Genomic DNA, 20,841 nt, shown 5'->3' on the forward strand with positions numbered 1-20,841 from the left:
GGGCGCGCCTCAACGCCCCGGAACGTCCATTGTTCCCGGTTTCAGATCCAGCCGGACAGTTCGCGCCGCACCATCGCCTCGATCACCGCCATGCCTTCGGGACTGTCGTTGAGGCAGGGGATGTGCGCGAATCTTCCGCCGCCGGCATGATGGAAGGTTTCCGCCGCCTCGCGGCCGATCTCGTCCAACGTTTCGATGCAGTCGACGGAAAAGCCGGGGTTGACGATGGCAATCGATTTCACGCCGTCCTTGGCCAGTTTCTCCACCGTCTTGTCGGTGTAGGGCTGCAGCCATTCCTGTGCGCCGAAACGCGACTGGAAGGTGGTGATCAGCTTCTTCTCGTCCCACCCGAGCCTCTCGCGCAGCAGCCGTGTCGTCTCGAGGCAATGCTCGCGGTAAGGATCGCCTCTGTCGGAATAGGGTTTCGGGATGCCGTGATAGGAGGTGATGACCACCTCCGGTTCGAAATCGAGGCTGGCCAGATGCCGTTCGATCGAATGGGCGAGCGCCTCGATATAGACCGGTTCGGCATAGTAGGGCGGCACGCTGCGGACGGCAGGCGCCGCACGCATCTTCATCAGCGCCCGGAACAACTGGTCATTGGCAGTCGCCGTGGTGGTGGCCGAATATTGCGGATAGAGCGGAAAGGTCAGGATGCGGTCGCAGCCCTGCGCGACCAGGCTTTCGGCGACGCTCGCGGTCGAGGGATTGCCGTAGCGCATCGCCCAGCCGACGACCACGTCGGGCAGGTCGCGCAATGCCACGGTCAGCTTCTCGGCCTGGGCGCGGGTATAGGTGCGCAGCGGCGACTCGTTGTTCTCGCGATTCCAGATCCTGGCATAGTTGGCGCCCGACTTCTTCGGTCGCGTGGTCAGCACGAGGCCGTAGAGGATCGGATACCAGATCGCCTTGTTGAGTTCGATGACGCGTGGGTCGGACAGGAATTCGCGGAGATAGCGCCACATCGGCCTGAAATCGGTGCCGTCCGGCGTGCCGAGATTGACCAGCATGACGCCGACCTTGCCCGCCTTGGCCGGCGAATGTCCGGCCGGTCTCGGCCCCACGGTTCTCGCGGGCTTGGCGTCGACAGGAGTGGAAGGCGGCATTGCGGGTCTCCGAACACGGCGCGAAAGTAGCGATGCGGCGCTGCTTTTCAATGCAGCGTCTGGCCGCACCTTACCCGAAACAGGATGCCCGCCCTGTTTCGGGCGGGTGTCCCTGCGCGCAAAGGCGAAGGCGGTTACCTCGGCGGTATGGTCAAGGTGGCGCCGACCGGAAGCCGGCGCGGCTCGTAGCCCTTGTTGGCTTCGGAAATGACTTTCCACCTGGTGCCGTCGCCATAGGCCTTCTTTGCCAGGTCCCAATAGGTATCGCCGGCGACGATGACATGGCTGGTTTCGGCCGGTGCGGCCTCGGCGGGCTTTGCCGGCTCAGCCGGCGCGGGTGTTGCCGGGGCAGGGGCGGCTTCGGCAGGCTTTGCCGGTTCCGCAGGTGCTGGCGTTGCCGGAGCGGCAGGCGTTGCCGGTGCGGGCGCAGGCGCGGCCTCGGTCGACACGGCCGGCGGCGTGTTGGCGATATCGCCGGAGTTGGCAGGCAGATCGGGCATTGCTTCGGCTGGCTTGGCGGGCTCCGCCGCAGGCGCGGCCGCTGTCGTCGCGGCGATCTCGGTGATGCGGCCGTCGAGCTTGGGCGTGTAGGGCCGGTGCGCGCCGAGATAGTCGGCGACCACCTGTTCGAGGCCGGGGCCGTAATCATAGGCGTTCTTGGCCTTTTCGGCGAAAACCTTGTAGCCGTCGCCGCCCTGGCGGACATAGTTGTTGGTGGCGACCAGATAGTCCTTGTCGGGATTGAGCGGCGTCCAGGCGCCGTTCTCCATCACCTCGACAGACTTGACGCGGCCGGCATTGGCCGGGGCGGATTTGTCGAAGGCGTATTTCAGGCCGGCCACCTGCGGGAAGCGGCCGGCGCCGTCCTCGACCTGGCTGAGGCCGCTTTCGAGCCCGGCAACAAGGTCCTTGCCCGAGATCTGAAAGGTCGCCAGCGTGTTCTGGAAGGGCAGCACGGTCAGCACCTCGCCCATGGTGACGGTGCCCTTGTCGATCGAGGCGCGCAGGCCGCCGCCATTGGAGATGACGATCTCGACGCCCTGTCCCTTGACGCGGTCGAGGATGGCGTCGGAGACGAGATTGCCCATCGCGCATTCGCGGGCGCGGCAGCTCTCGCGGCTGCCGTCGATGACGTCGGTCGTCTCGGCCACTTCCTTGTTCTTCAGCGCTTCGATCGGCGCGCCGAGCTCCTTTATGCGGGCGAGCACGGCGGGATCGGGCGTGATCGACTTGTCGAGGAGGATCGGGTCGCCGCTCGCCGACTTGACGACGCCATTGTCGTCGAACACGACCTTGAACTCGCCGAGATATTTCGAATAGGACGCCGCCTGCACGACCGGCACCTTGTAGCCGTCCGGATTGTCGACCATGGTCGGATAGGGGCCTGCCGCCTTCGGATCGGTGTTGGACAAAAGCGTATGGCTGTGGCCGCCGACGACCACGTCGACGCCCGGGATCTTCGCTATGACATCGCGCTCCCTGTTGTAGCCGATATGGGTCACGGCAATGATCTTGTTGACGCCCTCTCCCTTCAGCTTCTCGACCTCGGCCGTGATCGACTTGACGTCGTCCTCGATGGCGATGTTGGGGCCGGGAGTGGCGAGTTCGGGCGTATCGTTGGTGACGGCGCCGATGATGCCGATCTTCTGGCCGCCGACCTCGACGACGATGGACGGCTTGACGCGGTCACCGAGCTTGGACTGCGCGTTGGCTTTCACATTGGCGCCGAGCACGGGGAACTTGATCATGTCGAGGAACGGCGCCAATGCCGTTTCGCCGTCGTCGAATTCATGGTTGCCGAGCGCCATGGCATCGAACTTCATGTCGTTGAGGAACTCGCCTTCGGCCTTGCCCTTGTAAGTCGTGTAGAACAGCGAACCCTGGAAATTGTCGCCGGCGCTGAGCAACAGCACGTTCTGGCCTTCCAGCTTCTTGCGCTCCTGCGCGATCGCCGTGACCAGCCGGCCGGCGCCGCCGACGCATTCGCCCTTTGTCTCCTCGTCCGCCGAGCAGGTGGATTCGTACTTGTTGTTGCTTTCGATGCGGCTGTGCCAGTCGTTGATGTGCAGGATATTCAGCGTGTAGTCGGCAAAAGATGCGCCGGCCGACAGGCCCAGCGTCGACGCGGAAAGGGCGGCAATGGCGGCAAGCTTCTTCATCTTCGTCTCCCGGATAGGCTGATCAGAGCCGTTTAGCGCTCTTGCTTGACCGGTCTATAACAGCCGGCTTTTTCAGCCATGTTCCCATCGCGTTCCGGAGCATGCAAGGGGAAATCGGGGCAAAACCCCGTTGATCCCTGCGGGGCACAAAAAAGGACGGCGGCCATTGGCCGCCGTCCTTTGGAGGTCTGAATGCCGGTCGGTTCAGGCGCGCCGGGTCAGCACGAAATTCTGGCCGGAGCCGCTGGTGCAGTTGAGCTGGCTGGTGGACACCAGCAAGCAGTTGAAGCTCACCGGAGTCTGCCGGATCAGCGAGGTACCGTGGATCTCGACCGATGTGGCGCCGGTCATCGTATAGGTACCGTCGGACAGCTTCTGGCCGGTATCGGTCGCTACCGTGGTGAAGGTTCCGCCGGCAAAGGTCGAAAGACCGGTGCCCTTGGCGTCGATCCAGGAGCCTTCGACGCCCTTCGGCGCGGCCCCTATCGACGGCTCGTCGGGACCGCTGGTTGCACAAGCGGCCAGCCCCACCATCGTGGCCGCCGCAACACTCATCGAAAGAATCTTGCGCGCAATGGTCATGTAAAAATCCTCTCCTCGCCCGTCGGCCCGAAATCGGAAAACGACTTTCGGAAAGCACGGTGCATGCATCCAAGTTTCAAGAGCGCAGTTCATGCGTCCAGATGGACGCGGCTTGCTCCCGTCCGCATCCTTCAATCGCCCGATTTCCGGGCGATTGCAAGGCAGTGAGGCATGCCTGGCGCGACGCTATCGCACCAGGATGTTGCGGAATTGCCACGGGTCGTTCCGGTCGAGGTCCTCCGGAAACAGGCCGGGCCGATTATCGAGCGGCGTCCAGTCGGTATAATAGCCCTTCACCGGTCCGAGATATTGCGACTGCACGTCCAGACAGCGCTTGTAGTTCATCTCGTCGGCCTCGACGATGCCGGCCTCGGGGTTCTCCAGCGCCCAGACCATGCCGGCCAGAACCGCCGAGGTAACCTGCATGCCGGTGGCGTTCTGGTAAGGCGCCAGCTTGCGCGCTTCGGCGAGCGACAGTTGCGAGCCGTACCAGTAGGCGTTCTTGTCATGGCCGTAGAGCAGCACGCCGAGCTCGTCGACGCCATCGACCAGTTCGTTTTCGTCCAGCACGTGGTGTACCGGTTGCGCCTTGCCGGCGGCGCCGAACATTTCATGCAGCGACAGCACCGCGTCGTTGCAGGGATGGTAGGCGTAGTGGCAGGTCGGGCGGTACTGAACCTTGCCCTTTTTGGAGCGCACGGTGAAGAAATCGGCGATCGAGATCGCCTCGTTGTGGGTCACCAGGAAGCCGTATTGGGCACCTGGCGTCGGGCACCACGAGCGCACGCGCGTGTTGGCGCCGGGCTGCTCCAGATAGATTGCGGCCTTGGAGCCATGCTTGTGTTTCTTGCCGTTCTTGGGCATCCATTTCTCATGCGTGCCCCAGCCGAGTTCGGCGGGCTGCAGGCCCTCGGAGATGAAGCCCTCGACCGACCAGGTGTTCCAGAACACGTCCATCGGCTTCGGCTTCTTGGTGCGCTGGGTGTCGCGCTCGGCGATATGGATGCCCTTGACGCCGGCCTTCCTCATGAGCTTCGCCCAGCCCTCGCGGTCTTCCTGCGCGGGTTCCGAAAACTCGAGGCCGAGATCGGTGGCCAGGTTGACCAATGCCTGCTTGACGAACCACGAGACCATGCCCGGATTGGCGCCGCAGGTGGAGACCGCCGTCGTGCCGCCGGGCTTGTCGTGCTTTTCCTTGAGCAGCGACTCGCGCAACGCATAGTTGGTGCGGCTGGCATTGTCGGCCTCGGCATCGAAGTAGAAACCGAGCCATGGCTCGACGACCGTGTCGATGTAGAGCACGCCGAGCTTGCGGCAGAGCCGCATCAGATCCACCGAGCCGGTGTCGACCGACAGGTTGACGCAAAAACCCTGGCCGCCGCCATTGGTCAGAAGCGGGGTCAGGAGCTTCTTGTAATTCTTCTCGGTCACCGCATCCTGCATGAAGGTGATGCCACGCTCGTCGAGCAGCGCGCGGTCGGTGCCGAGCGGGTCGATGACCGTCATGCGCGATTTGTCGAACTTGAAATGGCGCTCGATCAGCGGCAGCGTGCCCCGTCCGATCGAGCCGAAGCCGATCATCACCACAGGGCCGGTGATCTCACCGTAAACGGGCCAGTTTTCATTCGCCATTTTATCGAGCACTCCTTCAGACAGGTGCAAACCCGGGCATTCTCGCCCAACGGGCATGCGCTACATCACAGATCATTGTCATAAACCAGTGAAAAGCGCCAACCGCCGGTCAGGCGGCGTTCGCCATTTGGTTAAGGACGCCGACCAGCCGGTCGCGGTCTGATGTCAAGCCCTTGTAATCGAGCTGGGCGATGTCGAGCGCTTCGAGCTGGGCAGCGAAAGCCGGAGCCAGCGTTGCCCGGTCGGGGTGATGCGCCAACGCCGCCAGCGGGTCGAGATGAATGCGGATGGTGAACAGGATGTCGCCCGAGACGGGCAATTTTCGAAGCGTCTGCCGCTCGACGCGGATGAAGGCGTGGGCATTGGCGTCGCCATCGGCAAATCGCGACGGGCGGCTGGAGGCGCGCTCGATTCGCTCGACATTGGATAGCGGATGGTAGAGCGCATCGCCCGATTGAATCGACCAGTTGTAGCGCTCCACGGCCTGGCCCTGGAGGCCGTCGAACATGCGGTTGATCAGCTCGGCCGGCCGCGTGCCAGGGCCAAAACCCGGCACGGGCGCATGGATCTGCTGCAACGGCTTGCCGAATTTTTCGAGCAGCGACCAGGACGAGGGAAAGCAGAGCGAGCCGGCGGCGAGCCGCCAGCCGTCTTCGCCGCGGCGCATCAGGATCAGGTCTTCCTGGACGAGCAGCGAGGCCGCGACAAGCGGCGCCTTGGCGAAGTCGCCCTCGGGATTGCCGGCGGCGCCGATCACCTCGACCCCGCCACTGGCACGCCGATGGGTCTCGGGAAATGCCCGCGGCAAGTGCGCTTCGAGCAGGTCGAGCACTTCGCGCTGGGCATCGCGCGTGCCGTCTTCCTCGACGAACACGGTGCCGGGCATTTCGGCATAGAGCCGCTGCTTCTCGGCGAGGAACGGCAGGAGATGTTCGTCGACTTCGATCCAGTCGGCCAGGGCAAGCGGCTTCAGCCCGATGGTGAACAGCTTGGACGAGCCATCATAGGGCGTGTGGGTGGGCAGCGATGTCATGCTTCAGATCAGTTTTGCCGGGATCAAGCCGCGCAGTGAATTGCCGACATAGAGCGCCCTGGCGGATTTCAAGTCGTCAAAGCTGTAGATCGCCTCGCGGGCGCGGCCTTCATCCAGAAGCGCGCCGCGCAATACGCCAGGCAGCAGCCCGCAATCGAGGCGGGGCGTCAAAAGCATGCCGTCGCCGAAATCGGCGAAGACATTGGTGATGATGCCTTCGCACATCTCGCCACGCTCGTTGGCCAACAGCACTTCGTCGGCCTGGGTGATGAGGTATTCAGCGCGGGCATGCGTGTAGACCTGCCGGCGGCTGGTCTTGTGGCGCAGCAGCATGTCGTTCGAATCGAGCCTCGTGCGCGCCAGCCGCAGCGTCCAAACCTTATCGGCGGCGAGCGGCTCATAGGGCTGGACCGAGGCGGCCGCGTCGCCACTGCGCGCCAAAGCCAGGCGCGTGCGCAAGGCGTTGCGCGCGCCATCGACAGCCTTGCCCAACACGTCACCGATGCGTTGCGGGTCGCAGGCAAAACCGAGTTCGGCCGCCGAACCATAGAGGCGCGCCAGATGCCGCTCCAAGCGCAGGAAGCCCGTGGCCGGCTCCCAGCGCATGGTCTCGATCAATTCGAAACCGGCGGCGTTCCCGTCGCGAAGCGGGCTTTCAAGAGACACTCCTGATACTCCTCCTGCGCGGTTGAATCGAAGACGATGCCGCCGCCGACATTGTAGACGGCCTCGCCGCCGGGAAAGAGCGAGATTGTGCGGATCGCCACGGAAAAGCGCATCGTGCCGCCGGGCGCGATCCAGCCGATGGCGCCGCAATAGACATCGCGGGGCGTGCCTTCAAGGTCATGCAGGATCTCCATGGCGCGGATTTTCGGTGCGCCGGTAATGGAGCCGCAGGGAAACAGCGCTGCAAAAATCTGGCGGATCGTGAGGCCCGGCAGCAGCTTCGCCCTGACGTCGCTCACCATCTGGTGGACGGTCGGATAGGTCTCGATGCGGAACAGCTCTGGCACTTCCAGCGTGCCGACTTCGCTGATCAGCGAGATGTCGTTGCGGAGCAGGTCGACGATCATCCGGTTCTCGGCCTGGTTCTTCTCATCATTGCGCAGGAAGGTTTTCTGGCGCTCGTCGTCTGCTTCCGTCGCACCACGCGGCGCCGTGCCCTTCATCGGATGCGTCTCGACCATGCCCTGCGCGTCGATCTCGAAGAACAGTTCGGGTGAGCGTGACAGCACGACCGGATCGCCAAGCGAAACCAGGGCACCGTATTTCACCGGCTGGCGTTCGGTCAGCGCGTCGAAGGCGGCCAGCGGATCGCCCGACCATTGCGCATGCACCGGAAAGGTCAGGTTGCCCTGGTAGCAGTCGCCTTGCCTGATGTGCCGGTGCAGCCGCGAGAACCGCTTCTCGTAATCCTCGAACGACCATGTCGCCCTTGCATCGAAGATCGGGCCGTTGGTCGCCGCCGCCTTGCGGGGCGGCACCGGCTCTTGCACCGGCGCGTCAAAGACGCCCAGGCAGACCAGCGGGGCGCGGCGCCCGGCCGGCAGCAACGGAACCAGCTTCGGCTCCAGCAGGTAGCCCGCCTCGTACGAGAAGTAGCCGGCAAGCCACTTGCCGGCATCATGCGCCGCCTGGGCCGCCTGCAGCGCGGCCGAGAAATCCCGGGCCTCGTGCGCCGTGATGATGTCGTCCGGTCGATCGAAAACGAGCTGGCGCGCGCTTTCGTCATTGCGGAAAATTGCGGCGGGCAGGGGCATGGAACTCGGCGCGTGGATCGATGAAGCCAATGATGGCTCTATATGGGGGGCCAGCCGCGCGCAATCGAGGGAGCGGCACCTTGCCACTTAAAGCCGACCTCTGGCCCCACCTTTGGCCCGACCTGTGGACAGACCTGCGGCCAAAAACAAACCGGCGACGCTTCGTTCGCGCCGCCGGCCGCAATCGTCGGATCTGCCCTGTCGCTCAGGTGTTGCTGGCGGTTCCGGCCGACGGAAACTGCCTGGCGAATTCCGCCTCGTTGCCGGCGGCGAGCAGCTTGGCTTGCTCGATCCAGCGCTCGCGCGCGATACGGCCGTCGAAATTCATGACGTCCTCGATCCGCTTGATATCAGCGGCTGTCCAGGCGGCGATCTGGGCAAAGCTGGTGACGCCTTGTGCCCTGAGCAGCTTCTCGTTGACCGGGCCGATACCGATCAGCCGGCGCAGATTGTCGGGTTTGCCGGAAGCCACCTTGGCCGGCGCGGCCTTCGCCGGTGCCGCCTTCCTGGGTGCCGCGCTGGCCTTGGGTGCCGCCTTGGCGGCAGCGGCCTTCGGCGCGCCGGTCTTCGCGGCGCTGGAAGCGGCCTTGGCCGCAGCCGGCTTCCTGGGCGCCGGCTTGGCCGCCGGAGCGGATTTGGCAGGGGTGGGCGTCGACATCAAGGCGGCCGGCGCCGGGGTCGCCGCCTTTGCCGGACCGGAGCCGGTCGAGGCCTCGCGCAGCCGGCGCTCGAGGTCGGCGCGGGTGCGCCCACAGGCATCCAACTCGCCGGTCAGGCGATCGCTGTCGGCCCGCAGCCGGTCGCGCTCGCTGCGTGTGCGGTCGAGATCGCCGCGCAAGCTGTCGAGTTCACCGCGCAAGCGTCCCCAGATGAACCAGCCAACCAGCACACCCACAAGGAACGCCAGGAGCATGTAGAAAAAAGTGCCCATTGTCTCTCTCTCCAGTCAGATCCGTCTGCCGCGGCATTGGACTTAATGACCTTCGGCGAAGGACTACTCGATGATGGTTCCGCCGCCTGCGGAACAGCCGGCCTCAGTCGAGCCGTCGGCGTCGGCTTTGCAAGCCATGGCCAATGGCCGTCGTCGCGTGCACCGGAACGCCGCGGTCAGCTGAGACTTCCCCGCCCGACCCGCATGCTCCGGCTGAGCTTGGCGGGGAGGCTATCATAGAGCTTACGGAAAGCTATGGGAAAACTACGAAAGAGAGTTATTCAAGAACAGATATTTAGACCAAGAATAGTGTGGGCCCAATATGCATTCCGGCTAAACTGTTCTGAGCAGGTGGGGACGACGTACAGAAGACGCCTCAGTTGTCGAGCGCTTCCAGCTCGTCGATCAAGCCGCTGATCACGCCAAGCCCGATCTGCCAGAAGGCGGGATCGGTGGCATCGAGGCCGAAAGGCGCCAGAAGCTGCGAATGATGCTTGGTGCCGCCGGCGCGCAGCATCTCGAAATATTTGTCCTGGAAGCCGCGCTCGGCGTTCTGGTAGACCGCGTAGAGCGAGTTCACCAGACAGTCGCCGAACGCATAGGCGTAGACGTAGAAGGGCGAATGGATGAAGTGCGGGATGTAGGTCCAGAAGACTTCGTAGCCGTCGCGCAACTTTATCGCCGGGCCCAGACTTTCCGCCTGCACCTCCAGCCAGAATTGGCCGAGCCTGTCGGATGTCAGTTCGCCGTTGCGGCGCTCCGCATGCACCTTGCGCTCGAATTCGTAGAAGGCGATCTGGCGCACGACCGTGTTGATCATGTCCTCGACCTTCTGGGCGAGCATGGCCTTGCGCTCGCGCCTGTCGGTGGTCTGCTCGAGCAACGAGCGGAAGGTCAGCATCTCGCCGAAAACGGACGCCGTCTCGGCCAGCGTCAGCGGCGTCGAGGCCATCAGCGCGCCCTGGCCGCCGGCCAGCACCTGGTGCACGCCATGGCCAAGCTCATGCGCCAGCGTCATCACATCGCGCGGCTTGCCCATGTAGTTGAGCAGCACGTAGGGGTGCGCCGAAGGCACGGTCGGATGGGCGAAGGCGCCGGGGGATTTGCCTGGGCGCACCGGCGCGTCGATCCAGTTGCGGTCGAAGAAAGTCCGCGCGATCTCGGCCATCTCGGGCGAGAAGCGCTGATAGGCGGACAGCACCGTGTTCCTGGCCTCGTCCCAGCCGATCACCGCCTGCGGCGTCTCCGGCAGCGGCGCGTTGCGGTCCCAGTGGTTCATCACCTCCATGCCCAGCCAGCGCGCCTTCATCCGGTAATAGCGGTGTGACAGGCGCGGATAGGCCTCGCGCACCGCCGAAGCCAGCGCATCGACCACACCGCGCTCGACGCGGTTGGCGAGATGGCGTGAATCGGCGATGTCCTCGAAGCCGCGCCAGCGGTCCGAGATTTCCTTGTCCTTGGCCAGCGTGTTGGTGACCAGCGTGAAGGTGCGCAAATTCCTCCGGAAGGTCTGGGCGAGCGCCTCGGAGGCGCGGCGCCGCACCTCGCCGTCGGCATCCTGCAATCGGTTCAGGGCCGGTTCCAACGTCAGCTCCTCGCCGTCGACGTCGAAGCGCAAGTCCGTCATAGTCTCGTCGAACAGCCGGTTCCAGGCACCGCGCCCGGTGATCGATTTTTCGTGGAAGAGCTGCTCGACGCGATCCTCGAGCTGATAGGGCTTGTCCAGGCGCAGATCGAGCACCCAGGGCCGGTAGTGACCGAAGGCGGGGTCGGCGGCGAGCGCGCCCTCGATCGCCGCGTCGTCGATCAGGTTCAGTTCGAGCGCGAAGAACAGAAGATGCGCGCTGGCGTCGGTCATCTTCTCCTGGATGTCGCCATAGAGCTTGGCGCGCTGCGGATCGGCGGTGTTGCCGGCGTAGATGAGGCCGGCATAGGAGACGATACGGCCGATCAGCTCTTCCAGGGCCTCATAGGCGACAAGCGCTTCGCCCAGCCTGCCTGCGCTGCCGCGCTCGGCCTCGGCGGACAGCGTGCCCTTCCAGCGGCTCTCGAAGGCGACCGCATCGGCGGCGGCTTTGGCGATGTCGCGCTTCAGCTCCGGCGCCTCCATGCCCGCATAGAGGTCGGCAAGATTCCATTCCGGCAGATCGCCAAGCTCGGCGGCGCCCTGACCGGAAGCTGGCGCCGCAGGCCGCCGATCAAACATCACGCGCATCGACAATACCTTCTTTGAATCGAGTGGCCGGCCCAGGGCCAGAATCAAGGAGAACGGAGAAGCCGGTCAAATCCTAAGGAATTCGTTCACCGGGTTTTTTGAAACCTTATTTAGAACCCTGTGCCAAGATGGTCCATGGGGATATCAGGCGGGCGGCTCAAGACAGTCATGACAGGTTCCATACTCATAGTCGATGACGATCCCGTGCAGCGCCGGCTGCTCGAGGCGGCGGTGACGCGGTTCGGCCACACCGCGATCGTCGTCGACGGGGGCGCTGCCGGCCTCGACGTCCTCGACGGGCCCGGCGCCCGCGACGTGTCGGTGGTCATTCTCGATCTGGTCATGCCCGATCTCGACGGCATCGGCGTGCTCAAGGCGATGCGCGAGCGCGGCATCACCATCCCGGTTATCGTGCAGACCGCCCAGGGCGGCATCGAGACCGTGGTTTCGGCGATGCGCCACGGCGCCTTCGACTTCGTCGTCAAGCCGGCCTCTCCCGACAGGCTGCAGGCCTCGATCGCCAACGCGCTCAAGGTCGAGGCTGTCGAAGGCGAGGTCAAGCGCACGTCGCGCCGGCGCGGCGGGCTGCTGACCTTCAGGGACATGATCACGCACAGTCCCGCCATGGACAAGGTGATCCGCCTCGGCCAGAAAGCGGCGGCATCCAACATCCCGATCCTGATCGAGGGCGAATCCGGCGTCGGCAAGGAACTGGTGGCGCGCGCCATACAGGGCAGCGGCGACCGCCGCTCGAAACCTTTCGTCACCGTCAATTGCGGCGCCATTCCCGACAATCTGGTCGAATCGATCCTGTTCGGCCATGAGAAGGGCTCGTTCACCGGAGCCACGGAGAAGCACACCGGCAAATTCGTCGAAGCGCATTCGGGCACGCTGTTCCTGGACGAGATCGGCGACCTGCCGCTCGACGTGCAGGTCAAGCTGCTGCGCGCCGTCCAGGATGGCGAGGTTGATCCGGTCGGCGGCCGCGCCACGGTCCGGGTCGACATCAGGCTGATTTCGGCGACGCACCGCAATCTCCTGCAGCAGGTCAAGGACGGCAAGTTCCGCGAGGACCTGTTCTACCGGCTCAACGTCTACCCGATCTATGTGCCGCCATTGCGCGACCGCCGCGACGACATTCCCGATCTGGTCACACATTTCATGGAGAAGGTGGCTCCGGCGGACCCGCGCCATCGCCTGCGGGGCATTTCGGCGGCGGCGCTCGCCGTGCTCCAGGCCTATGACTGGCCCGGCAATATCCGGCAGCTGGAAAATGCCGTCTTCCGCGCCTCGGTGCTGTGCGAAGGCGATGTGCTCGGCGTCGAGGATTTCCCGCAAATCCGCGCCCAGGTGGAGGGCACGGTCCGCCTCGATGTGGACATCGCGCCGGCCGGGCCGCTCTTGGCTGTCGAACCGCGCGATGAGCGGGCGCTGGCCGGCGAGGGCGTTTCGGCCGCCGAACCCGAATCGCCGACGCGGCTTCAGCCACGCTTCGGCACGCTGCGCGCGCTCGACGAGCGCGGCAATGTGCGCGCGCTGGCGGATGTCGAACTGGAGATGATCAAGCTCGCCATCGATCACTACAACGGCCAGATGAGCGAAGTCGCCCGCCGCCTCGGCATCGGCCGCTCGACGCTTTACCGCAAGCTCAAGGAATACGGCATCGATCCGGAAACCGGCAGGCTCGACCGGCTCGCTTCCTGAGGGCGCTATCGCGCACAGCCGCCCGATGTCCGGCCTGAGAGCGGTCGGCCCGAGTGCGGTCACGCAAGGCCGGGACCAGCTTGCGCTGCCATCATGTCGCCGGTGCATTGACTGGACCGGAGTGTGGCGCGCCGCTGGCGACGTCCCCGACGGTCCCGTTCACGCATTAAGGCTAACGGTAACAGATCGTGTTTCGGCCAAACGAGGAATCATGATCTAAACCAGCGGTTTACCAAGAAACCTTGTGGACAATTTTTGGCGGGATATCGCCACGGTCTTACCGCATTTCGGCTTCAATAAGCGATGATTAACCATTAGGATCGATATTCGGATGTGACAACGACACGTCCGTTTGGGCAAATCCGGGGACAAACGGCAGCCTGCAAGGCCTTTTGATTTGAACAGAATCGAACGACACACAAACGGGCGGCACTATCATTTGAGCGTCTGGCCGAAGTGGCTGGCGGCCATGATTGTCGCATTTGGTTTTCTTGCCGCTGCCGCAACCGGCGCCAGGGCCGAAGTGCGTTCGTTGAAGCTCTACCACCTCCACACGCACGAGAAGGCGGAGATCGTCTACAAGCGCAACGGCCGTTACGATCAGGCCGGGCTGAGGAAGATCAACATCATCCTGCGCGACTGGCGCCGCAACGAGCCGACCAAGATGGACCCGCGCCTGCTGGACCTGGTCTGGGAAGCCTATCGGGAAAGCGGCGCCACCGACTATATCCAGGTGGTTTGCGGCTATCGCTCGCCGTCGACGAACTCGATGCTGCGCAGCCGCAGCAAGGGTGTCGCCGAGAAGAGCCAGCACATGCTCGGCAAGGCGATGGACTTCTACATTCCGGGCGTGCCGCTGAAGAAGCTGCGCAATATCGGGCTCAAGATGCAGGGCGGCGGCGTCGGCTACTATCCGAGATCCGGTTCGCCGTTCGTCCACATGGATGTCGGCAATGTGCGCCATTGGCCCGGCATCAGCCGACAGGAACTGGTGAGCCTGTTCCCGAACGGCAAGACGCTGCACGTGCCGAGCGACGGCCGGCCGCTGCCTGGCTTTGAGCAGGCGCTTGCCTCATACAAGGCACGCAAGGGCTCCGGCGGCGCCGCCATCGAGCTGGCCAGCGCCGGCGGTGGTTCCAAAAGGTCCGGCGGACTCCTGGCTGCCTTCTTCGGCGGCGGCGACGACGAGGCCGACGACAGCGCCGATGTCGCATCGGCAGAGCCGGCGCCGAAGCCGAGAAGCGTGAAGCCGGTACCGGCGAGCACCGCCAAGAGCGGCACCCTGCCGGGGATCGCGATCGTGGCGCCCGAGAACGCCAAGCGCGCCGAGATCCCGCAGGTCGCCGAGGAGCAGGCCCCGGAGCCGGAAAAGGTTACGCCCGAGACGATCATCGCGGCGTTGCCGGCACGCAGCATCCCGCTGCCCGATTTCGCGCCGCGGCCGAAAGTCGATGTCGGCGCGCAGCCGCCTGAAAATGTTCCCTTCGGCATGGCGGATGCGACGGCCAGCACCGAACAGACCGTGGCAACCGTGCAGACGCCGGCGAATATGCCTTTCGGCAAGGCTGATCCCTCGGCGGTCGCCGCCGATGCAGCGCAGGTTGCCGCCAACAACATACCTTTGCCGACATGGCGCCCCGAACACACGTTGCCGGCGGTGCTGGCGCCTGCGCCCAGCAAGGATGTGCTGATGGCGCTGGCCGAGACGGCCGAGCGTGGCAAGACCGCGACCGATGCCTTCTCGGTGCTGCCGAGCGCGCGGCCGGATATGACCAATATCGATGCGGCCAAGCCCGATGCGGTCAAGCCCGATGCGGTCAAGGCCGTGCTCGACGAGGCCGAGGCGCTTCCCGTGCAGGCTGACTATTATCGGGTTGCGTCGTTGTCCGAGCCTCGTTCGGCTTTCAACGACCCGTCCGGCGTCGATGCCGCATCGCCGCGCGAGGCCGTCGTCGCCCGCGCTGCCGGTTCCGATCCGGTCGCCGCGATCGGCGCCGGCGTGAAGACGACCCGCAAGGAGGCCAGAGCCACCGCCCGCGACCTGAAACCCGGTCCCAAGGCCATCGTGGTTGCCGCCGCACCGCAGGCCGCCCGCTGGGCGCTGACCAGCGGCGAGAATGTCGCGACGGTTTCGAGCGCCACGACGGCGCCGGGCTACGCCTACAACGTGGTCCACACGCCGCCGAGCGAGGTCTACACGGCCGGCTTCCAGCAGGGCGACCAGATGGCGGATGCCAACCGTTTCACCGGCAATGCCGTAAAATTCCTGTCCGTCGCGCGCTTCCAGACGAAGTAAAGACCGGGCATTCCGAAAGCCGCGCCGGGCAACCGGCGCGGCTTTTCGTTGTCAGCCGGCTGTGTGCGGGCACAACCGGCATGCATGAAGCCGGCCCCGGCCCCGCGGGATCACGGGTGCCTGAACTTCTCGTGAAAAGGTAAAAGCTGCCTGTTTCCCGGCTAGAATGGCTGCGTTCCAACCCCGGGGATATTCATGAAGAAGATCCTGTTGGCATCCGTCCTGGCGCTGGTGGCGGCATCGGCGGCTTTTGCTCCCTCGCAAGCCGAAACCGTGATCATCAAAAATGGCAAGCATCACTGCCGGACCAAGATGGTCACGCATTGGAAGCATCACCACAAGGTGGTCGAGAAGGTCAGGGTCTGCAACTGACCGCCAAGGCTGATTGCCATGGCACCAAACTAGCCCGATCGGCGCAAGCCGGCCGGGCTTTTTCGTGCCGCCCGGGATGGTTCAGTCGATGTCCAGCGCGGCCGCTTCGCCCCGCGCCAGAAGCCGCGCGGCATCGCGTGCAGGCGGCAACCCGAACTGACGCGCATACTCCCGGCTGAACTGCGAAGCGCTTTCATAGCCCACGGCAAAGGCAACCCGCGCGGCGTTTCCCGGCTGGGCCAGCAGCAGGTGGCGGGCCTCCAGCAGGCGGACCTGCTTCTGGTACTGGATCGGGCTCATCGCCGTCGCCGCCTTGAAGTGGCGATGAAACGCAGCGCTGCTCATATTGGCGAGCTCGGCCAACCGCCGCACCTCGATAGGCTCGTCATAGTGAGCCCGGATCCAGGCGGTCGCCCGGCGGATCTGTGACAAGCGGCTGTCGGCGCCGGCGAGCTGGCGCAACTTCGCGCCTTGCGGGCCTTGCAACAGGCGAAACAATATCTCGCGCTCGAGCAGGGGAGCGAGCACGGGAATCTCGGCGGGCCTGTCGAGCAGCCGCAGCATCCGGCGCCACGCGTCGAGCAGGTCGTCATTGGCCAGGTAGGTCATGAAATCGTCGCCACCGACGGCCGGCTCGTGCTCGATGAGCAGGGCTGCGATCGCCTTGACATCGAGGGCGAAGCCGATGGCCACATAGGGATGCGCGGTGCTCGCCTCGATCAGCTGGCTGGTGGCGGGTGTCTCGACTGCGTAGACGAAATAGCTGCCGGCTTGATAACGAAGCGTACGCTCGCCGATCAGCACCGATTTCGTGCCTTGCAGCACGAACAGCGCCGTCGGCTGACAAAGCTCGGGCATAGGCGGCGTCGGGACCTCGCTGCGGCCGATCGTAACGCGAGGGATCGCCGTCCTTGTCCGCCGTCCATGCGCATGGCGGGCGGCGATGGCGATCAATTCCAGCAGCGCCTCTCTCATCGTTCCAGCATTGCCGATCCGCGTGGGCCGCGCAACCAGGTGAGAGGATCGGGCAAGAGCAAGAGAGTTTTCGGCGCGCGAGGCGGGCCGCAATCCGCCATCTCTAAGGCGCGTCGCGTTTGGCGGCGTGTTTTGGGCCTTTGTTTTATGCATGTCGTTTTCCCGGACCGGGCCACTTCCAGGCGACAGGCATCAGGCCTCCACAAAGGAGATTTGGATATGACGACATCGAAGCGCGCACTGGTGACCGGCGCCAACAAGGGCATCGGCCTGGAGACCGCACGGCGCCTGGCGGCGACAGGATTCAAGGTCTGGCTCGGCGCCCGCGACGCTGAACGCGGCGCTGAGGCGGCACAGGCGCTGCGCAACGAAGGGCTCGACGTCGAGTGGCTCGAACTCGACGTCGTCGATGACGAAAGCGCGGCGGTCGCCGCCAGGACCGTCGCGGCGCGGGTAGCCAGCCTCGACGTGCTGGTCAACAATGCCGGCATTGCTCCTGGATATGTCGACGCGCTCGGCTCGAACGGGCGGTATGAGTTGCCGCCGAGCCGGGAGAACATCGCCGACATCAAGGCCACCTATGATGTCAACGTCTTCGGCCCGGTCCGCGTCACCCAGGCATTCCTGCCGCTCTTGCTGGCATCGCCCGCCGGCCGCATCGTCATGGTAAGCAGCTATATCGGCTCGATCGCACGCGCGCAGGACGCAACAGGCGAAAACCAGTCGCCCAACATAATGGGCTATGGCAGCTCCAAGACGGCGCTCAACGCGATTACGGTGGCGTTCGCCAGGGAACTCGCGCCGCGCGGCATCAAGGTGAATGCCGCTGCTCCCGGCTACACCGCGACCGATCTCAACGGGCACAGGGGCGGTCGCACGGTGCAGCAGGCAGCCGAGATCATCGTGCGCCTGGCGACGCTCGATGCCGATGGTCCGACCGCCGGCTATTTCGACGAGAATGGCCCGCTGCGCTGGTGAACGCGAAAGCGCTTATCCGGTGAGCTTGCTCGCGGCGCGTGCGAGAGCTTCGATCTCGTCCCACCTGCCGGCCTTGACCATGTCGTCGGGGGCAACCCAGGAGCCGCCGACGCAGATAACATTGGGCAGGCTGAGATAGTCGGCCGCGTTCTTGCCGGTGATACCGCCGGTCGGGCAGAATTTCACGTCGGCGAGCGGCGAGGCGAATGCCTTCAGCGAGGCGATGCCGCCGGACTGCTCGGCCGGGAAGAACTTCAGGAAGCGCAAGCCGGCTTCGCGCGCGGCCATGATCTCGCCGGGGGTAATGGCGCCGGGCAGCAGCGGAACCTCGCTGTCGGCGGCGCCTGCCAGAAGCTCGCGGGTTATGCCCGGGCTGACGATGAATTGCGAGCCGGCGGCGGCCGCCTCGTCGAACTGACGCGCATCCAGAATGGTGCCGGCACCGACGATGGCTTCCTCGACCTCGCCGGCCACGCGCCGGATCGCTTCCAGCGCATCCGCGGTCCTGAGCGTGATCTCGATCGCCGGCAGGCCGCCGCGCGCCAAAGCGCGGGCCAACGGCACCGCATTGGCAACATCAGCGATCTTCAACACCGGGATGACCGGCTGACCGTTGAGCAACGACAGGAGTTTTTCGGTCTTGCTGGGCATCTTCTTCTCCATATCGTTGTCAATTCAACCGATTAGCAGACGGGTATTTTCCTGTCCACGCAACCGGGCGTGTCGTGATGTCACGCACGCCGGGTAGCTTACGGGCTCTTCCGGAACAGGGCCATGGCAGGCCGTCAAACCCGTTTCACCTTGAAACGGCTTTTACGAGCGTCTAGTTGCTCTGGCAATGACACCGTCCGCGCCATCCCAGCCTGTCCGCGTCGCCGCGCTCTACAAATTTGCCCGGCTCGACGCGTTCGAGGTGCTGCGGGCGCCACTGGCTGCCTTCTGCTGTGGGCGCGGCATCAGGGGTACGCTGCTTCTGGCGCATGAAGGCATCAACGGCACGGTCGCCGGCAGCGATGCGGCGATTGCCGAACTGATCGACCATCTCGAAGCCATCGACGGGCTGTCCGGCCTCGAGGTGAAATACAGCAGCGCCGCGCAAACGCCCTTCCACCGCATGAAGGTGCGGCTGAAGCGCGAGATCGTCACCATGGGTGTCGAAGACATCGACCCGGCGAAGAGTGCCGGCACCTATGTCGCGCCGGCCGATTGGAACGCGCTGATTTCCCAACCCGACACGATCGTCATCGACACGCGCAACGCCTACGAAGTGTCGATCGGCACCTTCAAGGGCGCCATCGATCCGGCGACCGCGAGCTTTCGCGAATTCCCGGCCTGGGTGGAAGAGCACCGCGCGGAACTGGAAGGCCGCAAGGTCGCCATGTTCTGCACTGGCGGCATACGCTGCGAGAAGGCGACGGCCTATGTCAGGTCGCTCGGTCTCGAGGAGGTGTTCCATCTCAAGGGCGGCATCCTGAAATACCTCGAAGAGGTGCCGGCCGAAGACAGCCTGTGGCAAGGCGAATGCTTCGTCTTCGACGAACGGGTTTCGGTGTCGCACGGCCTCGCCGAGGGCGACGCCGAGCTGTGCCGCGCCTGCCGGCATCCACTGAACTTGGACGAGCTGACATCGCCGAAATTTGCCGCCGGCGTCTCCTGCCCGCGTTGTTTCGACGCTCGGTCGGACGACGACCGCCAGCGCTATGCCGAGCGCCAGCGGCAGGTCGAGCTGGCGCAGGCGCGGGGCAGGGGACCGCATATCGGGTCCTGATCAAGGCGCCTGGGCCGGGGCAAAGCGGCCGCCCGTCATTGCAATGCCAGGTTTCGGGACCTACGTCTTCGGCGTTCGAAACCTGCCCGTTCGGCCGGGCAATCCTGGAGGCATTGATGTTCGATCCCAAGAAGCTTCTCGACGATCTGCTCGGCTCGCAAATTCCCGGCACCGGCGGCACGGTCCGCGACAAGGCCGGACAGGCGGTGCAGATGGCCAAGGACAATCCTCTTGCGGCGGGCGCGCTGGCCGCGGTGCTGCTTGGAACCGGCGCCGGGCGCCAGGTCACCGGTGCCGCCGTCAAGCTCGGCGGGTTGGCAGCGATCGGTGGCCTCGCCTACAAGGCCTACCAGAATTACAAGGCCGGCAATGCACCCGAGCAGGCGCCGGCGGCCGGCGAACCGGAATTGCTGCCGCCGCCGAAGGACACTGCCTTCCACCCGTCGCAAGCGCCGCAGGGCGAGGACGAATTCACGCTGACCCTGGTGCGGGCGATGATCTCGGCGGCCAAGGCCGACGGCCATGTCGACGACGAGGAGCGCAAGAAGATCGCCGGCAAGCTGAGCCTCGCGGGGATCGGTTCCGATGCGGAAAAATTCCTGATGGCGGAGCTGGAGAGCCCGATCGACCTCGACACGCTGGTGGCCGGCGCCAAGAACGACGCGCAGAAGCTTGAGCTCTACACCGCGTCGCGCCTTACAATCGATCCCGACACACGCGCCGAGCGCGGCTATCTCGATCTCCTCGCGGGCCGGCTCGGCCTGCCGGATGCGGTGATCGACCATGTCGAGGCGACGGTTTCGGCGGTCAAAGTGCCGGCTGCCAAGGCCGGGACCTCACCCAATCCACGCTGGTAGGCCAAAACGGAACAGGCGGGCCTTCGTGGCGTTAACCTCTCGTTAACCCAGGAAGCGCATGATTCTAGACAGTCGGATCGGCTTTCCTCCTCCCAAGTCCGGTCCAGATCAGGGCGGTCGCCAATGACCGCCCTTTTTGTCGGCCCTCCGGGCTTCTCCCAAAAAGGAATTGTACTTTTCGGCACCCGGCCAGGCTCCGAACCCTTGATAGGAATTTTTTCCTTGACTGGGTGAAGGCAACTATGGTAGATATTTGGTTATGGTGCTGAGTTGCGCCAGGGACCCGCCGCACAGGCGGGTTTTCCGTTCAATGCTCCCTCGACAGCGCGCGGTCGAAGGCCGGACGAAACCTGTCAGCTTGGATTCGTTGCCCTGGACACCAGCGTCCCGCTTGCCATCGCCGCCGTCATTTGCGATGCCTTTTGCCCCTGGACCACCTGAAAATCAGTCGAGCCAAATGCGGCGCAGCCGGA

17 protein-coding genes are annotated in these 20,841 nt (G+C 64.7%); 6 read left to right on the forward strand and 11 right to left on the reverse strand.

Annotated features, from left to right (window positions below; genetic code table 11):
* Positions 1-41: 41 nt before the first annotated feature.
* The 9 genes from hemH to LB541_RS04600 all read right to left on the reverse strand — a co-directional run bounded on the left by hemH (position 42) and on the right by LB541_RS04600 (position 11,418).
* Entirely contained in the window at positions 42-1,106 is a 1,065-nt protein-coding gene (gene hemH, locus LB541_RS04560) for a ferrochelatase (protein WP_224617975.1), read from the reverse strand.
* Between the two features lie 134 nt (positions 1,107-1,240).
* A complete protein-coding gene (locus tag LB541_RS04565) occupies positions 1,241-3,265 on the reverse strand; it encodes a bifunctional metallophosphatase/5'-nucleotidase (RefSeq protein WP_140560306.1) in 2,025 nt (674 codons plus the stop codon).
* A gap of 204 nt (positions 3,266-3,469) precedes the next feature.
* Positions 3,470-3,847 carry a hypothetical protein gene (locus LB541_RS04570; RefSeq protein ID WP_140496275.1) on the reverse strand — a complete coding sequence of 126 codons (378 nt, stop codon included), beginning with the start codon at positions 3,845-3,847 and terminating at the stop codon, positions 3,470-3,472.
* Positions 3,848-4,033: 186 nt separating this feature from the next.
* Positions 4,034-5,479, reverse strand: a complete 1,446-nt coding sequence (locus tag LB541_RS04575) for a homospermidine synthase (protein WP_140513679.1) — start codon at positions 5,477-5,479, stop codon at positions 4,034-4,036.
* Between the two features lie 109 nt (positions 5,480-5,588).
* The gene (locus LB541_RS04580; RefSeq protein WP_140686030.1) at positions 5,589-6,512 is read right to left on the reverse strand and encodes a heme-dependent oxidative N-demethylase family protein; all 924 of its coding nucleotides are present in this window, start codon (positions 6,510-6,512) and stop codon (positions 5,589-5,591) included.
* Positions 6,513-6,515: 3 nt separating this feature from the next.
* Positions 6,516-7,178 carry an aminotransferase class IV family protein gene (locus LB541_RS04585; protein ID WP_140686029.1) on the reverse strand — a complete coding sequence of 221 codons (663 nt, stop codon included), beginning with the start codon at positions 7,176-7,178 and terminating at the stop codon, positions 6,516-6,518.
* Entirely contained in the window at positions 7,127-8,290 is a 1,164-nt protein-coding gene (locus LB541_RS04590) for an aminodeoxychorismate synthase component I (protein WP_411910463.1), read from the reverse strand. Before LB541_RS04590 ends, LB541_RS04585 begins: the two co-directional genes overlap by 52 nt.
* A 187-nt stretch (positions 8,291-8,477) precedes the next feature.
* The gene (locus LB541_RS04595; protein ID WP_140560310.1) at positions 8,478-9,203 is read right to left on the reverse strand and encodes a proton-conducting membrane transporter; all 726 of its coding nucleotides are present in this window, start codon (positions 9,201-9,203) and stop codon (positions 8,478-8,480) included.
* A 376-nt stretch (positions 9,204-9,579) separates the two neighbouring features.
* Positions 9,580-11,418 carry a M3 family oligoendopeptidase gene (locus LB541_RS04600; protein WP_181165232.1) on the reverse strand — a complete coding sequence of 613 codons (1,839 nt, stop codon included), beginning with the start codon at positions 11,416-11,418 and terminating at the stop codon, positions 9,580-9,582.
* A 168-nt stretch (positions 11,419-11,586) separates the two neighbouring features.
* Between LB541_RS04600 and LB541_RS04605 the strand changes: the two genes are divergently transcribed.
* The 3 genes from LB541_RS04605 (at position 11,587) to LB541_RS04615 (ending at position 15,790) form a co-directional block, all read left to right on the forward strand.
* Positions 11,587-13,122, forward strand: coding sequence for a sigma-54-dependent transcriptional regulator (locus tag LB541_RS04605; protein WP_224617976.1), 1,536 nt, complete (start codon positions 11,587-11,589; stop codon positions 13,120-13,122).
* A 469-nt stretch (positions 13,123-13,591) separates the two neighbouring features.
* Complete coding sequence (locus LB541_RS04610; RefSeq protein WP_224617978.1) at positions 13,592-15,418, forward strand: DUF882 domain-containing protein; 1,827 nt, start codon at positions 13,592-13,594, stop codon at positions 15,416-15,418.
* Between the two features lie 195 nt (positions 15,419-15,613).
* A complete protein-coding gene (locus tag LB541_RS04615; RefSeq protein WP_181169626.1) occupies positions 15,614-15,790 on the forward strand; it encodes a hypothetical protein in 177 nt (58 codons plus the stop codon).
* 81 nt (positions 15,791-15,871) lie between these two features.
* On the opposite strand, the gene LB541_RS04620 is transcribed toward LB541_RS04615, so the two are convergent.
* The gene (locus LB541_RS04620) at positions 15,872-16,765 is read right to left on the reverse strand and encodes an AraC family transcriptional regulator (protein ID WP_140896398.1); all 894 of its coding nucleotides are present in this window, start codon (positions 16,763-16,765) and stop codon (positions 15,872-15,874) included.
* Between the two features lie 219 nt (positions 16,766-16,984).
* Here LB541_RS04620 and LB541_RS04625 point away from each other — a divergent pair, with 219 nt between their 5' ends.
* A complete protein-coding gene (locus LB541_RS04625) occupies positions 16,985-17,743 on the forward strand; it encodes an SDR family oxidoreductase (protein ID WP_224617980.1) in 759 nt (252 codons plus the stop codon).
* 12 nt (positions 17,744-17,755) lie between these two features.
* Here LB541_RS04625 and LB541_RS04630 read toward each other — a convergent pair whose 3' ends face one another.
* Positions 17,756-18,394 carry a 2-dehydro-3-deoxy-phosphogluconate aldolase gene (locus tag LB541_RS04630; protein ID WP_140522379.1) on the reverse strand — a complete coding sequence of 213 codons (639 nt, stop codon included), beginning with the start codon at positions 18,392-18,394 and terminating at the stop codon, positions 17,756-17,758.
* A 187-nt stretch (positions 18,395-18,581) separates the two neighbouring features.
* On the opposite strand from LB541_RS04630, the gene LB541_RS04635 reads away from it, so the two are divergent.
* Positions 18,582-19,511 (forward strand): rhodanese-related sulfurtransferase, encoded by a 930-nt coding sequence (locus LB541_RS04635; protein WP_224617981.1) that lies wholly within the window; start codon positions 18,582-18,584, stop codon positions 19,509-19,511.
* 116 nt (positions 19,512-19,627) lie between these two features.
* A complete protein-coding gene (locus tag LB541_RS04640) occupies positions 19,628-20,368 on the forward strand; it encodes a tellurite resistance TerB family protein (protein WP_224617983.1) in 741 nt (246 codons plus the stop codon).
* The last annotated feature ends 473 nt before the right edge of the window (positions 20,369-20,841 follow it).

The sequence above is a fragment of the Mesorhizobium sp. BR1-1-15 genome (assembly GCF_020165475.1).
GTDB lineage: Bacteria > Pseudomonadota > Alphaproteobacteria > Rhizobiales > Rhizobiaceae > Mesorhizobium.

Bases quoted from the DNA above. Each gene is read 5' to 3' on its own strand.
- hemH (WP_224617975.1), bottom strand. From the start codon at position 1,106: ATGCCGCCTTCCACTCCTGTCGACGCCAAGCCCGCGAGAACCGTGGGG.
- LB541_RS04565 (WP_140560306.1), bottom strand. From the start codon at position 3,265: ATGAAGAAGCTTGCCGCCATTGCCGCCCTTTCCGCGTCGACGCTGGGC.
- LB541_RS04570 (WP_140496275.1), bottom strand. From the start codon at position 3,847: ATGACCATTGCGCGCAAGATTCTTTCGATGAGTGTTGCGGCGGCCACG.
- LB541_RS04575 (WP_140513679.1), bottom strand. From the start codon at position 5,479: ATGGCGAATGAAAACTGGCCCGTTTACGGTGAGATCACCGGCCCTGTG.
- LB541_RS04580 (WP_140686030.1), bottom strand. From the start codon at position 6,512: ATGACATCGCTGCCCACCCACACGCCCTATGATGGCTCGTCCAAGCTG.
- LB541_RS04595 (WP_140560310.1), bottom strand. From the start codon at position 9,203: ATGGGCACTTTTTTCTACATGCTCCTGGCGTTCCTTGTGGGTGTGCTG.
- LB541_RS04600 (WP_181165232.1), bottom strand. From the start codon at position 11,418: ATGCGCGTGATGTTTGATCGGCGGCCTGCGGCGCCAGCTTCCGGTCAG.
- LB541_RS04605 (WP_224617976.1), top strand. From the start codon at position 11,587: ATGACAGGTTCCATACTCATAGTCGATGACGATCCCGTGCAGCGCCGG.
- LB541_RS04610 (WP_224617978.1), top strand. From the start codon at position 13,592: ATGATTGTCGCATTTGGTTTTCTTGCCGCTGCCGCAACCGGCGCCAGG.
- LB541_RS04615 (WP_181169626.1), top strand. From the start codon at position 15,614: ATGAAGAAGATCCTGTTGGCATCCGTCCTGGCGCTGGTGGCGGCATCG.
- LB541_RS04620 (WP_140896398.1), bottom strand. From the start codon at position 16,765: ATGAGAGAGGCGCTGCTGGAATTGATCGCCATCGCCGCCCGCCATGCG.
- LB541_RS04625 (WP_224617980.1), top strand. From the start codon at position 16,985: ATGACGACATCGAAGCGCGCACTGGTGACCGGCGCCAACAAGGGCATC.
- LB541_RS04630 (WP_140522379.1), bottom strand. From the start codon at position 18,394: ATGCCCAGCAAGACCGAAAAACTCCTGTCGTTGCTCAACGGTCAGCCG.
- LB541_RS04635 (WP_224617981.1), top strand. From the start codon at position 18,582: ATGACACCGTCCGCGCCATCCCAGCCTGTCCGCGTCGCCGCGCTCTAC.
- LB541_RS04640 (WP_224617983.1), top strand. From the start codon at position 19,628: ATGTTCGATCCCAAGAAGCTTCTCGACGATCTGCTCGGCTCGCAAATT.